This window comes from Agrobacterium vitis (genome assembly GCF_013426735.1).
Classification (GTDB): domain Bacteria; phylum Pseudomonadota; class Alphaproteobacteria; order Rhizobiales; family Rhizobiaceae; genus Allorhizobium; species Allorhizobium vitis_D.
On record NZ_AP023274.1, the window covers coordinates 280,921 to 297,369 of the forward strand.

Annotated in this window: 13 protein-coding genes and 3 pseudogenes; 14 read left to right on the forward strand and 2 right to left on the reverse strand. The window is 57.3% G+C overall.

The window, feature by feature from the left end; genetic code table 11:
* Positions 1–114: 114 nt before the first annotated feature.
* The 12 genes from H1Y61_RS23445 (at position 115) to H1Y61_RS23500 (ending at position 12,337) form a co-directional block, all read left to right on the forward strand.
* Positions 115–1,224, forward strand: a complete 1,110-nt coding sequence (locus H1Y61_RS23445; protein ID WP_180575292.1) for a carbohydrate ABC transporter permease — start codon at positions 115–117, stop codon at positions 1,222–1,224.
* Positions 1,225–1,294: 70 nt separating this feature from the next.
* Entirely contained in the window at positions 1,295–2,155 is an 861-nt protein-coding gene (locus H1Y61_RS23450) for a carbohydrate ABC transporter permease (RefSeq protein ID WP_234613951.1), read from the forward strand.
* A 41-nt stretch (positions 2,156–2,196) separates the two neighbouring features.
* A complete protein-coding gene (locus H1Y61_RS23455; RefSeq protein WP_087730621.1) occupies positions 2,197–2,652 on the forward strand; it encodes an RbsD/FucU family protein in 456 nt (151 codons plus the stop codon).
* A gap of 10 nt (positions 2,653–2,662) precedes the next feature.
* A complete protein-coding gene (gene rbsK / locus H1Y61_RS23460) occupies positions 2,663–3,589 on the forward strand; it encodes a ribokinase (RefSeq protein ID WP_180575294.1) in 927 nt (308 codons plus the stop codon).
* A 112-nt stretch (positions 3,590–3,701) separates the two neighbouring features.
* Complete coding sequence (locus H1Y61_RS23465; protein ID WP_180575507.1) at positions 3,702–4,673, forward strand: sugar phosphate isomerase/epimerase family protein; 972 nt, start codon at positions 3,702–3,704, stop codon at positions 4,671–4,673.
* Between the two features lie 91 nt (positions 4,674–4,764).
* Complete coding sequence (locus H1Y61_RS23470) at positions 4,765–5,829, forward strand: sugar ABC transporter substrate-binding protein (RefSeq protein ID WP_180575295.1); 1,065 nt, start codon at positions 4,765–4,767, stop codon at positions 5,827–5,829.
* A 64-nt stretch (positions 5,830–5,893) separates the two neighbouring features.
* Positions 5,894–7,414 (forward strand): sugar ABC transporter ATP-binding protein, encoded by a 1,521-nt coding sequence (locus H1Y61_RS23475; protein ID WP_180575296.1) that lies wholly within the window; start codon positions 5,894–5,896, stop codon positions 7,412–7,414.
* Positions 7,415–7,433: 19 nt separating this feature from the next.
* Positions 7,434–8,411 (forward strand): ABC transporter permease, encoded by a 978-nt coding sequence (locus H1Y61_RS23480; RefSeq protein WP_015918470.1) that lies wholly within the window; start codon positions 7,434–7,436, stop codon positions 8,409–8,411.
* Positions 8,408–9,283: a MurR/RpiR family transcriptional regulator gene (locus H1Y61_RS23485; protein ID WP_156551202.1), complete on the forward strand. Its 876-nt coding sequence runs from the start codon at positions 8,408–8,410 to the stop codon at positions 9,281–9,283. Before H1Y61_RS23480 ends, H1Y61_RS23485 begins: the two co-directional genes overlap by 4 nt.
* Positions 9,280–10,167, forward strand: a complete 888-nt coding sequence (locus tag H1Y61_RS23490) for a ribokinase (protein ID WP_180575297.1) — start codon at positions 9,280–9,282, stop codon at positions 10,165–10,167. The genes H1Y61_RS23485 and H1Y61_RS23490 overlap by 4 nt, the downstream gene beginning before the upstream one ends.
* Before the next feature lie 414 nt (positions 10,168–10,581).
* Entirely contained in the window at positions 10,582–11,016 is a 435-nt protein-coding gene (locus tag H1Y61_RS23495) for a low affinity iron permease family protein (RefSeq protein ID WP_180575298.1), read from the forward strand.
* A 214-nt stretch (positions 11,017–11,230) separates the two neighbouring features.
* Positions 11,231–12,337, forward strand: coding sequence for a Fic family protein (locus H1Y61_RS23500; protein WP_180575299.1), 1,107 nt, complete (start codon positions 11,231–11,233; stop codon positions 12,335–12,337).
* Positions 12,338–12,426: 89 nt separating this feature from the next.
* Here the strand turns inward: H1Y61_RS23500 and H1Y61_RS23505 are convergent, their stop codons facing one another.
* Both H1Y61_RS23505 and H1Y61_RS23510 read right to left on the reverse strand, forming a co-directional pair.
* Positions 12,427–14,061 carry an FGGY-family carbohydrate kinase gene (locus tag H1Y61_RS23505; protein WP_180575300.1) on the reverse strand — a complete coding sequence of 545 codons (1,635 nt, stop codon included), beginning with the start codon at positions 14,059–14,061 and terminating at the stop codon, positions 12,427–12,429.
* 45 nt (positions 14,062–14,106) lie between these two features.
* Positions 14,107–14,464 (reverse strand): annotated as a pseudogene (locus H1Y61_RS23510) (SDR family oxidoreductase); the annotation flags it as partial.
* A 90-nt stretch (positions 14,465–14,554) separates the two neighbouring features.
* Here H1Y61_RS23510 and H1Y61_RS23515 point away from each other — a divergent pair.
* A pseudogene (locus tag H1Y61_RS23515) lies at positions 14,555–15,906 on the forward strand (IS3 family transposase).
* 75 nt (positions 15,907–15,981) lie between these two features.
* Positions 15,982–16,149, forward strand: a pseudogene (locus H1Y61_RS23520) (IS3 family transposase); the annotation flags it as partial.
* Positions 16,150–16,449: the final 300 nt, after the last annotated feature.

Consider the following 16,449-nt stretch of genomic DNA (forward strand, 5'->3'; position numbering starts at 1 on the left):
TGGTATTTCCATACGGCGTCAGGCGGCTTTCCAATGTCGCCTGACCTTTATTGACCGCCTAAAGCCACTTTTGGCCACCGGTTTATGCAGGGCGTTATGCCCAAGGGTTTGCTTATGTCCGACACGACCATGCCTGTCATTCGCCCGACCGAAAGGGTATCGCTGCGGCAAACCGGTGCCCGGCGTGGTCGCCTGCTGCTGACGGTGGCCACGGTGCTGTTGCTTGGCGTGCTCGTTCTGCAAGTTCTCGATGTAGCCGGGGTGACCTCGCTTGGCCTCGTCAGCTGGCGTCCCTTGCTCTATGCCTATATCGTCTGGGCCGTGGCTCTGTGCGCCGCGCAAATCATGATCCGTGGCGAAGCTGGCCAGCGGGCCGTGTTCGTTTTACCGGCAATGCTGTTTACGATAGCCATGGTGGTATTTCCCACGGTGTTCGGCCTCTACATTGCCTTCACCGACTGGAACCTCAGCGCGGCCGCAGGACGGCGTTTCAATGGCATCGACAACCTGCGCACGCTGTTTGCCGACTTTTATTTCTGGAATGCGCTGTTGAACATGGTCTATTATGTTCTGGCGGTTCTGGTGCAATATGCCATTGCCTTTGGCCTCGCGCTGCTTTTGAACGCCGAAATCAAGGCCCGGAAGTTCTTTCGCGTCGCCTTCCTTCTGCCGCTGATGTTGAGCCCGGTTGCCGTCAGCTGGATGATCGGCAAATCCCTGATGGAATATCGCTTCGGTCCGGCAGCAACGCTTGCCCGGCATCTCGGATGGGACAACCCGGCGTTTTTCTCGACCCCGTGGCTTGCCCGTCTCTCGCTGATGGCCATGGATGCCTGGGTGTCGATCCCCTTCATGATGATCCTGCTTCTGGCCGGGCTTCAGGCCCTGCCAACGGAGATCAAGGAGGCCGCCAAGGTCGATGGCGCTTCCGGCTGGCAAAGTTTCAAGGAAATCACCTTTCCGCTGATGCTGCCGGTCAGCGTCACCGTGATTATCCTGCGGATCATTTTTCAGTTGAAGCTTGCCGATATCGTCATCAATGTCACCGCAGGCGGACCCGGCGGCGCAACAGATACGGTCTCCAGCTTCATCTTCCGGGAATATCGTGACCGCTCGAACGTCGGCTACGGCACCATGCTGGCCGAGTTCTATCTCGTCATCATCATTATCTTCGTCTCGCTCATCCTGAAGGTGACGAGCCGCTGGCTGCAACGTTCCAACTGAGGGTTAGACCATGGCACGCAACCCTACCCGCCATAGCGGTCCTGAAACAAGGTTTCGCCGCCCTCGCTTCATGACAGGCAGCCTGCTGATTTACGCGGCGCTGGTGTTCTGGGCCTTTATCTCCCTGTTTCCGATTTACTGGACCATTACCACCTCGTTCAAGACCGCCGTCAATGTCACCCAGGGCCACCTCATTCCCTTCGTGGATTTTACGCCGGACTGGAAGGGCTGGCGCTCACTTGGCCTTTCGCCGGATACGATATTTGTGGCCTCGACGGTGCGCGACGAATTCATGCGGCGATTTTTCAACAGCGTCGTCGCCTCGGCTGGAGCCTCGTTTCTGGCTGTGGTGATCGGATCGCTGGCGGCCTATGGCCTCAGCCGGTTTTCCTACAAATTCCTCTGGTTGCGCAATAAGGATATCTCGTTCTTCTTCCTGTCCCAATTGATCCTGCCACCCGTCGTGCTCGCCATGCCGTTTCTGGTGCTCTATAAACACCTGATGCTGCTGGATACTCTGACCGGTCTCGTTCTGGTCTACACGCTGATGGTACTGCCCATCGTCATCTGGATCATGCGTGACCAGTTCGACACGATCCCCGTCGAACTCGAGCAGGCAGCCCTTGTAGATGGCTGCTCGATCTGGGGCGCGTTTATGCGGATCGTGCTGCCCATCGCCCTGCCGGGAATGGTGGCTGCCTTCATCCTTTCAGTCATTCTCTGCTGGAACGAATATTTCTTCGCAGCGCTGCTGACCAGTTCGAACGCCAAAACGTTGCCCGTCATGGTGGCCAGCCAGACCGGCTCGCAAGGCATCAATTGGTGGTCCATGGCCGCTATCGCCACCGCCGCCATCATGCCGCTTGTCCTGGTCGGTATTTTCCTGGAGCGCTATATCGTCAAGGGCCTGACCGCCGGTGCGGTCAAATAGGCCAGTCATTGTAGTAAGTTAAGTTAGACAAGGAGTGTCCCATGCTGAAAAATCTTCATCCTGCCTTGAATGCCGACGTGCTGCATGCGCTGCGATCCATGGGGCATGGCGATACACTTGTGATTTCCGATACCAACTTCCCCAGCGATAGCGTGGCGCGCCAAACCGTGCTGGGCCGTCCGCTCTCCATGGCCAATCTATCCGCCGCGGAAGCCGTGCGCGTCCTGCTGTCGGTTTTTCCGCTCGATACGCCGCTGCAAAATTCGGCAGGTCGTATGGAAGTCATGGGTGCCCCGGACGACATTCAGCCGGTGCAACACGAGGTCCAAGTTGAAATCGACAGTGCCGAGGGCAAGCCATCGCCTATGTACGGCATTGAGCGGTTTGCATTCTACGACCTTGCAAAGAAGGCCTATTGTGTGATTTCAACCGGCGAAACCCGCTTCTACGGCTGCTTCCTGTTCACCAAGGGCGTCATCCCACCGGCTGGAGCATAAGGAGGGCAGGATGGGCAAGGGCGTTTCGATACTCGGAATCTTTGTTGCCGATACAGCTTATCTTGCGGCCCGGCTGCCGGTCGTAGGCGAGACGATCACCGGCAGCGGCTTTTCCGTCGGGCCGGGCGGCAAGGGCTCCAACCAGGCGGTTGCGGCAGCAAGGGCCGGGGAGGGCGCGAACGTCTCCTTCATCTCGAAGATCGGTCGCGACACGTTCGGTGATCTGGCGTTGAAGACCTATGCGGATGCCGGTGTCCTGCCAAAACTGACCGTTATGGATGACCAGCCGACCGGTGCCGCGTTCATCTATGTCAACGACAAGACTGGCGACAATGCCATCATCGTCTATCCCGGCGCTGCCGGAACCATTACCATTGAGGATGTCGAGGCGGCGCGGCAAACCATCGAGACCAGCGCAATTTTCGTAACGCAGCTTGAGCAGCCCTCCGAGGCAGCCCACCACGGGCTGATGATCGCCCGTAAGGCTGGCGTCACCACTATCTTCAACCCCGCCCCCGCCGAGCCGTTTCCAGACGCGATCTATCCGCTATGCGACTATATCATTCCCAACGAAACCGAAGCCGCCGCATTGGTTGGCTTTCCGCTCGATACGATTGAAGATGCGAAGCGGGCGGGGGATGTGCTTCTGGAGCGCGGTGTCGGTGCTGCCATCATCACGCTCGGCAGCAGAGGCGTGTTGTTTCATAGCCACGATGCCTCGGTGGCGGTGCCGGCCATTGCAGCCGGGCCTGTCATCGATACGACAGGGGCAGGGGACGCCTTCGTCGGCGGTTTTGCGGCAGCGCTTGCCGATGGGTTTACTCCGCTCGACGCGGTCCGGTTTGGATGTGCGACGGCGGGCATCGCCGTTACCCGCCGGGGAACCGCGCCCGCCATGCCGGAGCGCAGCGAAATCGAGGCATTGCTGCGTGGCTGAGGTCGGCTACAGGCAATTCACTGGGGGCTAAGAGATTTTTTACTTTACAAATCACAATTATTTTGTGAAGTATGAAGTGTAGTGATCAAAGTGAGCCAGAGCCGTGACCCAGCTGAAATTTGCAACCCGCCTGAATTCCTTTGCCTCCTGCCCAAAGGCAGAATGGCCGGACCTGTCCGGCAAGCCGACCATGCTGCAAATGGCAAAGCGTGCCGCAAAAGTCGATGGGCTAACGGATCTCGATCTCAATTATCCCGATCATGTTGGCGAAGACCCTGCTGTTTTGGCACGCCAGATCGGCGATATGGGCCTGGCAATCAATGGGTTCGCCATGCGCTATTACACCAATCCCGCCTTCAAGATCGGCGCATTCACCAATTCAGACCCCGCAGTCCGGCGGGAAGCCATCGATCTCACCAAGGCCGGTATTGACGCAGCCCGTGCAGCAGGCAGCCGGTTGATGACGCTCTGGCTCGGCCAGGATGGGTTCGATTATGCCTTTCAGGCGGATTATCACATCCTGTGGCAACACGAAATTGATGGAATCCGTGAAGTTTGCGCCCATGACCCGGAATGCCAGATCAGCATCGAGTACAAGCCGAACGAACCTCGGTCCTACAGCCTGATGCCGGATGCGGCAACGACATTGCTGGCCATCAGGGATGTCGATATGCCCAATCTTGGCGTGACGCTGGACTTTGCCCACGTTCTCTACGCCGATGAACAGCCAGCCTTTGCCGCCGCCTTGATTGCCCGCCATAGCCGCGTTCTCGGTGTGCATCTGAACGATGGCTATGCCAAGCGCGACGATGGCCTGATGGTGGGCGCGGTCCACACCCAGCAGACCATCGAGCTTCTGCGCCAGATCCGCAAGGACGGCTACGATGGCGCCATCTACTTCGACACCTTCCCGGACATGACGGGTCTCGATCCCGTCCACGAATGCGAGGTCAATATCCAGACCGTCAAGCGCATGCTGCGGATTGTCGATCGCCTCGATCAGGACAATCGTCTTTCGGGCGCCATCGACCGTCAGGATGCCGTGTCCGCGCAGGCCATCGTTCAGGAACTGATGCTGGGCTAAGGCCCGCAATTCCAAATACCCCGAGATTTCAGACCTTTGTAACCAAAGGCATGCCGGAGGCATGCTTGATGATACCACCTGGGAGGAACCGATGAAGACCATGATGAAACTGACGCTTGCCACTGGCCTTGCTGCCAGCTTCCTGTTCAGCGCAGCCTTTGCACAGCAGCTAGCCCCGCTCAATTCCGACACTGAAAAAGACCGCATGGACTGGTCGCAGCTGGAAGCAAAGTTCGGCCCCTTTCCGAAGCTTCCTGACGGCACAAAGGCGGGCGCAGTCTCAAAGACACTGACCAACGAATATTGGCGGTCGCTCGGTGAGGGCTATGCGGCGTTCGGCAAGGCCAAGAACGTTCCGGTCGCCTATCAGGCGGCGCAAAGCGAAGGCGACCAGCTTGGTCAGTTGACAATTGCCGAGGGGATGATCACCCAAGGCTATAACGTTCTGCTGGTGTCGCCGCAGACGGATTCCAATCTTCAGCCGGTGATCGAACAGGCCAAGGCCGCCAATATTCCGGTCGTTGACGTCAATGATGCCGTGATCCCGCAGGCCGAGCACTATGTCGGCAATGTCCAGCGCGACAATGGCGTGCGGGTCGCCAAATGGTTCATCACCAACCGTCCGCAGGGTGGCAAGGTGGCGATCATCGAGGGTCAGGCCGGTGTTTATGCCGCCGCGCAACGCACCGACGGCTTCAAGTCCACCATCGGTGAAAACGGCAAGTTCAAGATCGTCGCCAGCGTTCCAGGCAATTGGGACCGGCAGACCTCCTACGATGCCGCGACCAACATCCTCAACCAACACCCCGATCTTATCGGCTTCTATGCCAACAATGACGGCATGGCATTGGGCGTGGTCGAAGCCGTCAAGGCGGCAGGGCTTGCGGGCAAGGTCGCGGTTTTCGGCACTGACGGTATTTCAGACGCCTACGCCTCGATCAAGGCAGGCGAACTGACCGGCACCGTCGATAGCTTTCCGGTTCTAACAGGTGAAGTGGCCATGGAAACAGCCCTTCGGCTCGTTGCCGGCCAGAAATTGCCGCGCGTTGTCGCAACGCCTCAGGCGCTGATCACCGCCGACAACCTCGCCCGCTACCAGGGCAAGGGCGTCGATGTGCGCGCCGTGCTGATGGAAGATGCCAAGGCTGCAAAATAATCGGGGTTAGGGCACTGCCAGCTTTCAGGGCTGGCAGCGCGTGTCTTGCAGGAGGAGGTAAGAGATGGTGCCGAGACTGGGATTTGAAACAATCTCCAAGAGCTTTCCGGGCGTCAACGCGCTGACGGAGGTGAGCTTTGACGTCGCTCCCGGAGAAATTCACGGCCTGCTGGGTGAAAACGGCGCGGGAAAATCAACGCTTCTGCGCATTTTGTCCGGTGTCTTCCGCCCAACCTCCGGCACTGTTTTCGTCGATGGCGAAGCTGTCGCGTTTCGCAAGCCGCTGGATGCAAGACAGGCTGGCATTGCGATGATCCATCAGGAACTTCAACAGGTTCCGCATCTGAGTGTTGCCCAGAACATGTTTCTTGGCCATTCACTGACCCGCATGGGCGGGCTTTTCGTTTCGCGCCGGGAGCAGGAGCAGCGAGCCGCCGAAGCGCTGTCGATGATCGACCGCAGCATCGACGTCTCCGCACCCATCTCCAGCCTGAAAGTCGCGCAGCGACAGATTGTCGAGATCGGCCGCGCCCTGCTCGACAAGGCCAAGGTCATCGCCATGGATGAGCCGACCTCCAGCTTGACGCCGAGCGAGTTCGACCGGCTGGCTGAGGTGATTGCCGATCTCTCGGCCAGTGGCGTGTCGATTATTTATGTTTCACATAAGATGGACGAGGTTTTCCGCATCTGCCAACGCGCCAGCGTCATGCGGGATGGCAAACTCGTTGGCATCGTTGATATGAAAGCCACATCGGAAAAACAGGTCATCGCCATGATGGTCGGGCGTGAACTGATGCAGGAAACCCATCATTCCTTCGTGACCGATCAGGTCAGGCTGCAAGCCAGCAATCTGTCCTCAGCCACCAAGATCAAAAATGTCTCCTTCACCCTGAAAAGGGGTGAAGTGCTAGGCATTGCTGGGCTGGTCGGCTCGGGGCGCACGGAATTGCTGCGCCTGATCGCCGGGGTCGATCGTCTGAGCGAGGGGTCTATTACCATCGATGGCAAGAGTGTCAGCCTGCGCAATCCCCGTGACGCAATCGCGGCAGGAATCGGCCTTGTGCCGGAAGAGCGCAAGCGCGAAGGCATCATCCCTTTGCGTCCGGTCAGTTTGAACATGGCGCTCGCCTCGCTTCCCAGCTTTTCCGCTGCCGGTCTGATCCGCACCGGAAAACTGCGCGCCAGCGCGCAGGATTTGTTGAAGCGGGTCAACCTGCGGCCATTTCAGCTTGATCGCCCTATCCGTCTGTTCAGCGGCGGCAACCAGCAAAAGGCCATTATTGCCCGCTGGCTGGCGGCCAAATCGCAAATCCTGCTGTTCGATGAGCCGACACGCGGCATCGATGTCGGGGCAAAATCCGAGATTTACCAATTGATCGAAGCCCTGGCCCGCGAAGGCCATTCGATCATCGTCGTCTCCTCCGAGCTTCCCGAAGTCATCCGGCTCTCCGACCGGGTCCTGGTGATGCGGGAAGGGCAGATCGCGGCTGAAATCTTGCGCGAACAGCTGACGGAAAGTGCCATTCTCGCCCACGCCATTCCAGGAGCGAGTGCCGGTGCTACCGCCATCGCACATCCTGCATAAACAGAGAGGATCTTTCTCCATGACCGCCTCTTCATCCGCCGCCAGCCAATCGGTCCCGACCTTTCGCCGGTTTTCCGTCTCGTTGCGTGATGCCGGAACGCTGATTGGCCTCATCGTCATCATGGCGGTATTTGCAGCGCTCGTTCCCGGCTTCCTGTCGGAGCGCAACCTGACCAATATTCTCCAGCAATCCAGCATCAATGCCTGCCTGGCACTGGGCATGACGCTAGTGATCATTTCAGGCGGCATCGATCTATCGGTCGGGCCGACCGCTGCCATTGCCGCCGTAATGACCGCGACGCTGCTGCTGGGCGGCACGCCCATTCCTTTGGCGATTCTCGCCGGGCTTGGCGTCGGCGCGGTATGCGGCTTCATCAATGGTGTGCTTGTCGCCTATATTGGCCTGCAACCCTTCATCGTGACGCTGGGGACACTGAGCACCTACCGAGCCATCGCGCTGATCTTCACCGGCGGCAATCCGGTGCTGGGCATTCCGCCCGGTTTTCGGGCGCTGTTCAATGGAACCCTGATCGGCCTGCCAATCCCGGTGTTGATCGTTGCCGGGGTGTCGGTCGCCGCCTGGGTGCTGCTGAAGAAGACGCCCATTGGCGAATACCTGATGGCGGTTGGCGGCAATGAGGAAGCCGCTTACGTGGCAGGCGTTCCAATCGCCCGTACCAAGATTACCGCCTATGTGATTTCCGGCGGGCTCGCCGCACTCGCCTCTCTCATCCTGATTGGCCGTCTTGGCGCAGCCGAGCCCATTCTCGGCAATCTCTGGGAGCTGGATGCAATTGCAGCAGCGGCGATTGGCGGTGCATCGCTGATGGGCGGCAAGGGCAGTATTGTCGGCACCATTCTTGGCGCCATTATCCTGGGTGCCATGCGCAATGGTTTGACGCTGATGAATGTCCAGGCCTTCTATCAACTGCTCGCCACCGGCCTTATAATCCTCGTCGCAATGATGATTGATCGCGCGACAAGGGGACGGGAATGAACGCTGATGGCTTTGACATGAAGGCGGTGGGGCCGCGCATTCGCATGATGATGCCAATGCTGACGCCGCTGGAAGCAAAGGTCGTGGATACGGTCTTCGGCATGCGTGATTTCAGCGAGGAGACCTCGCTGAAGCAGATCGCCGAAAATGCCGGGGTTTCGGAAGCCATGGTGGTGAAGATCACCAAGAAGCTCGGTTTTTCCGGCTTCCGGGATTTCCGGTCTTCCGTCAGCCAGTATAACCGCCAGCCAACCACTGAAATGCATCAGGAATTGTCGGTTGACGACACCTCGCTTGAAATCGTCCAGAAAGTCTTTCGCACCTCGATCCACGCCCTTGAGGAAACGCTTGCCATTCTGGACATGGCAGCCTTTGACCAGGCGGCGGACATGATCCATAAGGCTCGAAACCGGGATTTCTACGGCGTCGGCGGCTCGGCGCAGATCGCCCGGGATGTGGCTCACAAGTTTTTGAGAATTGGCGTGCGCGCCAGCGTCTTTGACGATTCACACATGATGCTGATGTCGGCGGCCCTTCTTGCCGATACCGATGTCGCCATCGGCTTTTCGCATTCGGGCAATACGATTGCGGTGATCGAGGCCCTACAGCTTGCCCGCAAGAATGGCGCCAGCACCATTGCCGTGACCAATTACGGTTCCTCCGCGCTCGCCCAGTCCGCCGACGTGGTCTTGTGTTCCACCGCACAAGGCTCGCCTTTGATGGGGGAGAATGCCGCGGCGCGCATCGCGCAGCTCAATATTCTCGACGCCATTTTCGTCGCCGTCGCCCAGCGCGACTATCAGGCCGCCGAGCGCAATCTCGACCGCACCATGTCCGCCGTCACCTCCAAACGCAAAGATCGCCTTCCATGACATCCTCGCCTATCGTCACCGTTTTCGGCAGCTTGCATTATGATATCGCGGTCTTCGGTCCAGACCGGCCACGTCAGGGAGAAACTGTTGCAGGCACGTCCTGGCACCCCAAAAGCGGCGGCAAGGGTGGCAATCAGGCTGTCTCGGCAGCACAGGCTGGCGTCTCGACATTCATGATCGGCGCAGTTGCCGACGACGACTTCGGACGGTTTCTGTTGGAAAATCTCAAACGCCGACAGGTTGATGATCGCTTCGTGCGGCGCAACGCGGCGGCGTCAACTGGGATGAGCGTTGCGATTTTCGATGCGCAGGGCGATTACGGTGCCGTTATCGTGTCCGGCGCCAACCTGACGCTTGGCGATGAGGATGTCGCAGCCGCAGCCGAACTGCTGGGCCGGACAACGGTTCTGGTTCTGCAAAACGAGATCCCCGACGCCGCCAATGTCGCCGCAGCAAGGGCCGTCCGGCAGGCTGGCGGCCGCGTCCTGATCAATGCCGCACCGGCGCGCACCTTGTCAGCCGACCTTCAGAACCTGATAGACATCATCGTCGTCAACGCTATCGAGGCTGAAATGCTGGCGGGTGTCCCGGTTGTCGAAACGCTCGATGGCGCATTGGAAGCGGCAAGGATGCTGTTGGCGAACTTCCCGGACGTTGTGGTCACCGCAGGCGGTGCGGGTGTCGCCTACGCAAGCCGGGGTGGAGAAGAAATCGTCCTGCCAGCCGTGAAGGTGAAAGTGGAAAGCACGCACGGAGCCGGCGACATGTTCATCGGCGTCATGGCCGCAGCCCTCGCCACGGGAAAATCGATGCGCGACGCACTTTCACTGGCAAATATCGAGGCCGCAAAACTGGTTGCAACACCGGAGGCTGAACGCCTTTAGAGTTTATCAGGGAAAAGCGGGAGCCGGTTTTCCCTTGGTGAGCGGATCCATCGACTGCATGTTTCCTTGAAGATGTACAAGCGTGCTGAATAGACAAGAACCAGATTATGAATATCGTGTTCTGGCCAAATCATAGCGACCTCGTTCAATCCCCGCCATATCCACGACTGTGCATAGTGATGCGTTGTACAGTTCGTCCCTCACTCGGCTGTCCGTCCAGTAAATTCGCCAATTGCCCTCAACCTTTATAGGTCTTCGCCATTTGATGATAGCAGATTTGATGAACCAGGCTCTGGTGCCCAAGGACATTATCTGATGACGCGATAGGCCTTCTTTTCGAGCGAAAGAGCCGGCCCCGGAACTTCCATGCCATCGGAGAATTAATGGTAAGCTTATTCCATCTGGAGGAATACCATGTCCGAGAAACCCAGCCTCTTTTCAAAATTTTCCGGCATGATTGCGGACCTGACCGGCAAGCCGGCAACATTCGTCATTGCGGTTGCCGGGATCATCCTCTGGGCGGTCAGCGGTCCGCTCTTTGGTTTTTCCGAAACCTGGCAACTCGTGGTCAATACTGGAACGACAATCATCACCTTCCTGATGGTCTTCGTCCTGCAAAACTCTCAGAACCGAGACGGCAAGGCCGTTCAGGCAAAACTGGACGAGCTAATCCTGACCAGTGCCGCGGAAAACCGGTTTATGGGCATCGAACACCTGGATGAAAAGGAGTTAAAGCGGCTGACGCGGCTTCTTAAGGAGGCCGCCGAAAGCGATCCCGATCATGCGCTCTCCGAGAAAGTCGATCACCTCATTCTTGATCGCCGGACAAAACTGCGAAAGAGAGAGTAAGAGGGTCTACGGGTCCGACTGATGTTATAGACTATCGAATTTTGGAATGCTTGAATTCCATCCTGTACGTCCCATTTCGAGGGCGAGCAGTAATGAAAGTGGTTCTCTGACAAACGGTACACAGCAGATTTCAAGCCCAGATGATCGATAGAATCACTTGCAATAGCTCACCAATCAGCGTAATTTTGAGTTATAGAAAAGGCGGCTATAACTCATGCAATGGAACTGGCAACTGCCCGATTGGCCAAACTTCTCCTATGACATTGAGAACATGGCCGCTTTGGAGCAAAGGTTTCTCCAGTCATCCGGTGAGGTGATCGGTGCTGTCAGGCATTTCAGTGACGACGACAGTAACCAATTGCGGATTGAGTTGCTGAGCGACGAAGCCATTAAAACGTCGGAGATCGAAGGTGAGTTCCTTGATCGAGCAAGCGTACAGTCGTCGCTGCGCCGACAATTTGGTCTCAATACAGACAATCGTCCGATCCGACCACAAGAACGTGGGATCGCAGAGATGATGGCCGACGTCTATAAAAATTGGTCCGGCCCACTCCAGCATGAGGACCTTTTCCGTTGGCACTCGATGCTGATGGCGGGAAACCGATATATCGAAACAATTGGCGCCTACCGACGCCATAATGATGCCATGCAGATCGTCTCAGGGCGCCTGGACAAGCCCATAATCCATTTTGAGGCACCACCATCCCGCCAGGTGGCTGCGGAAATGGCACTTTTCATCGACTGGTTCAAGCGGTCGGGGCCAAGCGGGTCAACTCCATTATCTGCGCTGACCCGCGCAGCCATCGGACACCTCTATTTCGAAAGCATCCATCCCTTTGAGGACGGTAACGGTAGAATTGGACGCGCGTTAGCTGAAAAATCGCTAGCACAGAACATTGGGCAACCAACTCTGATTTCGCTTGCCTTTACAATTGAGCGTGACCGAAAGGCCTATTACTGCGAACTTGAGCGCCATCAGCGAAAGCTCGATATCACCGGGTGGATTGTCTATTTTTCGCAGACAATCCTGGATGCCCAACAGGCAACGATTGATCGCATTGCCTTCTTCATTCAAAAGGCAAAATTCTACGATCGGTTTCGGGACCGGTTTAATGAGCGCCAGGAAAAAGTCATCGTCCGTATTTTTCGAGAGGGTGTTGCTGGTTTTAAAGGCGGGTTGAGCGCGGAAAATTACATTTCAATCACGGCCACATCGCGTGCAACAGCAACGCGTGACCTCCAGCACCTTGTCGAGATCGGTGCATTCACGCGCACCGGAGAGCGGCGACACACGCGGTACACCCTACGACTTCAAAACTGACCATCATTTCAAGAGGCCAAAATTTCGATCAGATTATCTGCTCGTCGTTTCGTCCAGGTGTCGGACAACCCCAAGGATATTCAGTCCATCTATACGTTACGTAGCTCTCTACCCTGTTGCTGTAGCGTTGTGAAATGGCCGTATCTGCGTTTGTGGATATTGGCCAAAGCGCCGACCTGCGGATGATAGGTCTTTGTTACGCCGCTTAGAGCTTCCATTGCCTGGCTGACACCTGAAAAGGCCTTTCCCGCCACGGCACCCAAAATCGCGGAGCCCAGCAACACCGGCTCATCCAGACCCGCGGCCACCACAGGCTTGCCGCAGGCATCGGCTAATACCTGCCGCACCAGATCGCTCTCGCCAGCGCCACCGCTGATCACAACTCGCACAATAAGGGCGCCCGATGCGGCCTGTGTCTCGATGATTTGCCGCAGGCCATAGCCAATGCCGCACAGGCCCGCGATATAGAGCGCAACCAGACTATCAAAATCCCGATCCATGCCCAGACCAGCAATGATGGCACGTGCGTGGGGATCGGCAAAAGGCGCGCGGTTGCCGAGGAATTCCGGCACGATGTGTAGACCTTTTGCCAAATGCACGACATCGGGCAGGGCGCTGACCTTGGCCGCTGCCGCCTGCGCCAACAGAACCGGCAGGGCAATACCCTGTTCGCGCGCCTTTGCGGCGGTCTCTGGTGCTGCCGGGTGAAAGGCCAGCAATTGATCAATCGCCGCACCGGCAGCACTCTGCCCGCCCTCATTCAACCACATGCCCGGCACCATGGCCGAGTAATATGGCCCCCAGACGCCGGGCACAAACACGGGCTCAACGGTTGAGGTCATGGTGCAGGAGGAGGTGCCAAACACATAGGCCATATTGTCTTTTGGCCCGCTGCCAATGCCAACCGTGCCAATGCCACCGGCATGGGCATCAATCATGCCCGCCGCCACGGCCGTGCCAGTTCTCAGACCCATGGCGGCAGCGGCGGTTTCCGTCAGACCCTGCCCAAGCGGCGTTCCGGGTTCGACAATGCGCTGGCCAATGCGGCTGAAGCCCTCATCGGCCAGTTCGCCAAGCCCAATGGCGTGGAAATAGCTTGGGTCCCAACGCTGCTCATGGGCCAGATAGGTCCATTTGCAGGTCACTGTGCAGGTGGAACGGGAGAGATCACCCGTTGCCTTCCAGGTGAGAAAATCGGCAAGATCAAAAAACTGCCAGGCATTTTGGAAGGTCTGAGGCCGGTTTTCCTTTAGCCAGAGAATTTTGGGCGTCTCCATTTCCGGCGAAATTTTGCCACCGACATAGCGCAGCACATCATGACCGATGGCGTTGATGCGTTCGGCCTGACCCACTGCGCGTTGATCCATCCACACAATGATATCGCGCTCTGGCAGTTCGGACGCGCCAATTGCAAGAGGTTGCCCGCCCTCGCCCAGCACCACCAGCGAACATGTTGCATCAAACCCAAGGCCAATCACTTGCGCCGGATCGCCCACTGACGCCGCGACTTGCCGCACCACGGTGCAAACCGCTTCCCAGATATCGGCGCTGGATTGCTCGGCAATGCTGCCCGCTTCGCGAAATAGGGCAATATCGCGTTTGGCAACGGCAATAAGCGCACCGCGGAGATCAAACAGGCCTGCGCGGGCACTTCCGGTGCCGACGTCGACGCCGATAATGTAGCGCTCAAGCCCGGTCGCGATGGTGTCAGGTGCTTCGATCATGGCAAATGCTCTTCAATATAGATGGGATAATGATGGAGACGTCGATTAAAGATCGACGCTATTGGGCACAATCACCAGATCGCGGATGGTAATATTGCGTGGACGCGATAGCATGAAGAGCACGGCTTCGGCCACTTCCTGCGGCTGCATCAGGCTGCCATTGGCCAGCGCTTCATCCATCTTGGCCTTTGGCCAATCATCCAGCAGAGCCGTCACCACCGGACCTGGCAGCACAGCCCCAACACGCACGCCATGTTGCGACACTTGCCTGCGGGTGGAATGGACAAAGGCCTGAACGGCAAATTTCGAGGCCGTATAAATCGGCTCCCACACCACAGGCACCACGCCTGCGATGGAGCTGGTAAACAGGATATCACCGGATTTTTTGCGCAATCAGATGCGGCTGTCCGCCATCAGCGCCTTTGAGACAAATGACTGGTAATTGAGAAGGGAGGATTTCTGGTTCATCGTAGCCCTATCAAAGGAAGCGAAGATGAGACAGAAATCCGGGCCGCAGAAAGCAGCGGCCGAACAGGTCATCAAGGATATCCGGCGTGCGACGCGCAAGCACCACTCGGCGGAGGACAAAATCCGCATCGTGCTGGAAGGCCTGCGTGGCGAGGACAGCATTGCCGCGCTGTGCCGCCGCGAAGGCATTGCCGAGAGCCTTTATTATAGCTGGTCGAAGGAATTTCTCGAAGCTGGCAAGAAGCGCCTGGCTGGCGATACGGCGCGTGCTGCCACCTCTGATGAGGTCAAGGTTCTTCGCCGTGAGACCCGCGATCTGAAGGAGGTCGTGGCTGAGCAAGCGCTGGAACTGCGGCTTCTCAAAAAAAGCATGATAGCGGATGGGGGCGACGAGGAATGAGATATCCCGCCTCCGAGAAGCTTGAGATCATCTGGATCGTCGAGCAGTCACACCTGCCGATCAAGGCCACACTCGACAAGCTCGGTATTCCAAGACCCACGTTCTACCGCTGATATGATCGGTTCCTGACCCATGGTGTCGATGGACTTGAGGATCGGCATTCAGCGCCGTCTCGGCTGTGGAACCGCATTCCCGACGATGTTCGCAGCCGGATCATCGACATGGCGCTGGAGCAGGCCGAACTGTCGCCGCGCGAGCTTGCCGTTCGCTTCACTGATACGGAAAAGTATTTTGTATCAGAGGCTTCGGTCTATCGTCTGCTCAAAGCCCATGATCTCATCACCTCGCCGGCCTTCATCGTCATCAAGGCCGGCGACGAGTTCAAGGACAAGACGACCCGGCCCAACCAGCTCTGGCAAACTGACTTCACCTATCTCAAGGTCATTGGCTGGGGCTGGTTCTATCTGTCGACCATCCTGGATGACTTCTCGCGATACATCGTCGCCTGGAAGCTGTGCACCACAATGAAGGTCGAAGACGTCACCGATACGCTCACGCTGGCGTTGACGGCCTCAGGATGCGACACGGCGAGAGTCGAGCACAAACCACGCCTGCTATCTGACAATGGCCCATGCTACATCGCTGCCGATCTTGGCGATTGGCTCGAACAGCGATCCATCGAACAGGTGCATGGTGCGCCGGGCCATCCCCAGACCCAGGGCAAGATCGAGCGCTGGCACCAGACGCTCAAGAACCGCATTCTGCTGGAAAACTATTACTTCTCGCAGGACCTTGAGGCCCAGATCGCAGCCTTCGTCGATCATTACAATCATCGCCGATATCACGAGAGTCTCAGCAATCTGACCCCGGCCGACGTCTACTTCGGACGCGGCAATACCATCCTACTCGAACGCGAAAGGATCAAACGCGACACCATCAAACAGCGCCGCTTGCAACATCGTCAGCGAGCGGCTTAAAACAAACATAACGACGGACCAGAAACTCCGATCTTCGCAACGCCAATCTGTCTCAAATCTTTCGCAGACGGACAAATCAAGTCAGAACTGGTTTGGCGAACTGTATTCAAAACAAGGACCCAAGCTGAAATCGCCATTGGACAATACATCGACGCCTTCTATAATCCAAAAAGAAGACATTCCTCCTTGGGCTACAAAAGCCCAATTCAGTTCGAGAGCATCCCTCTCAAGCTGACACCCTGAAGAAGCCTTCGCTCTCCACTTTTTTCGGGCAAGTCCATTTTGAAAAGCCAAATAAGATGGTGCATGACTGGATGATTGTCGTTTGAGCGAGAGGTTTTCCGTCCATACGCAGACGTCGTTTGAAATTTCATTCTACGACAAAGAATCTTTGCAACATGTATAACCGCCCCATGCGCAAGAGGGTATTTTAGCCTGTTTTGACGCGTTGTCGGGTGCTGACATGTATCCGGCCTCTGATGCGGCGATCAACATGCCGCGGGCCCATATGGTGTTCGCAGATCGGGTCCACATCAGAGCCGC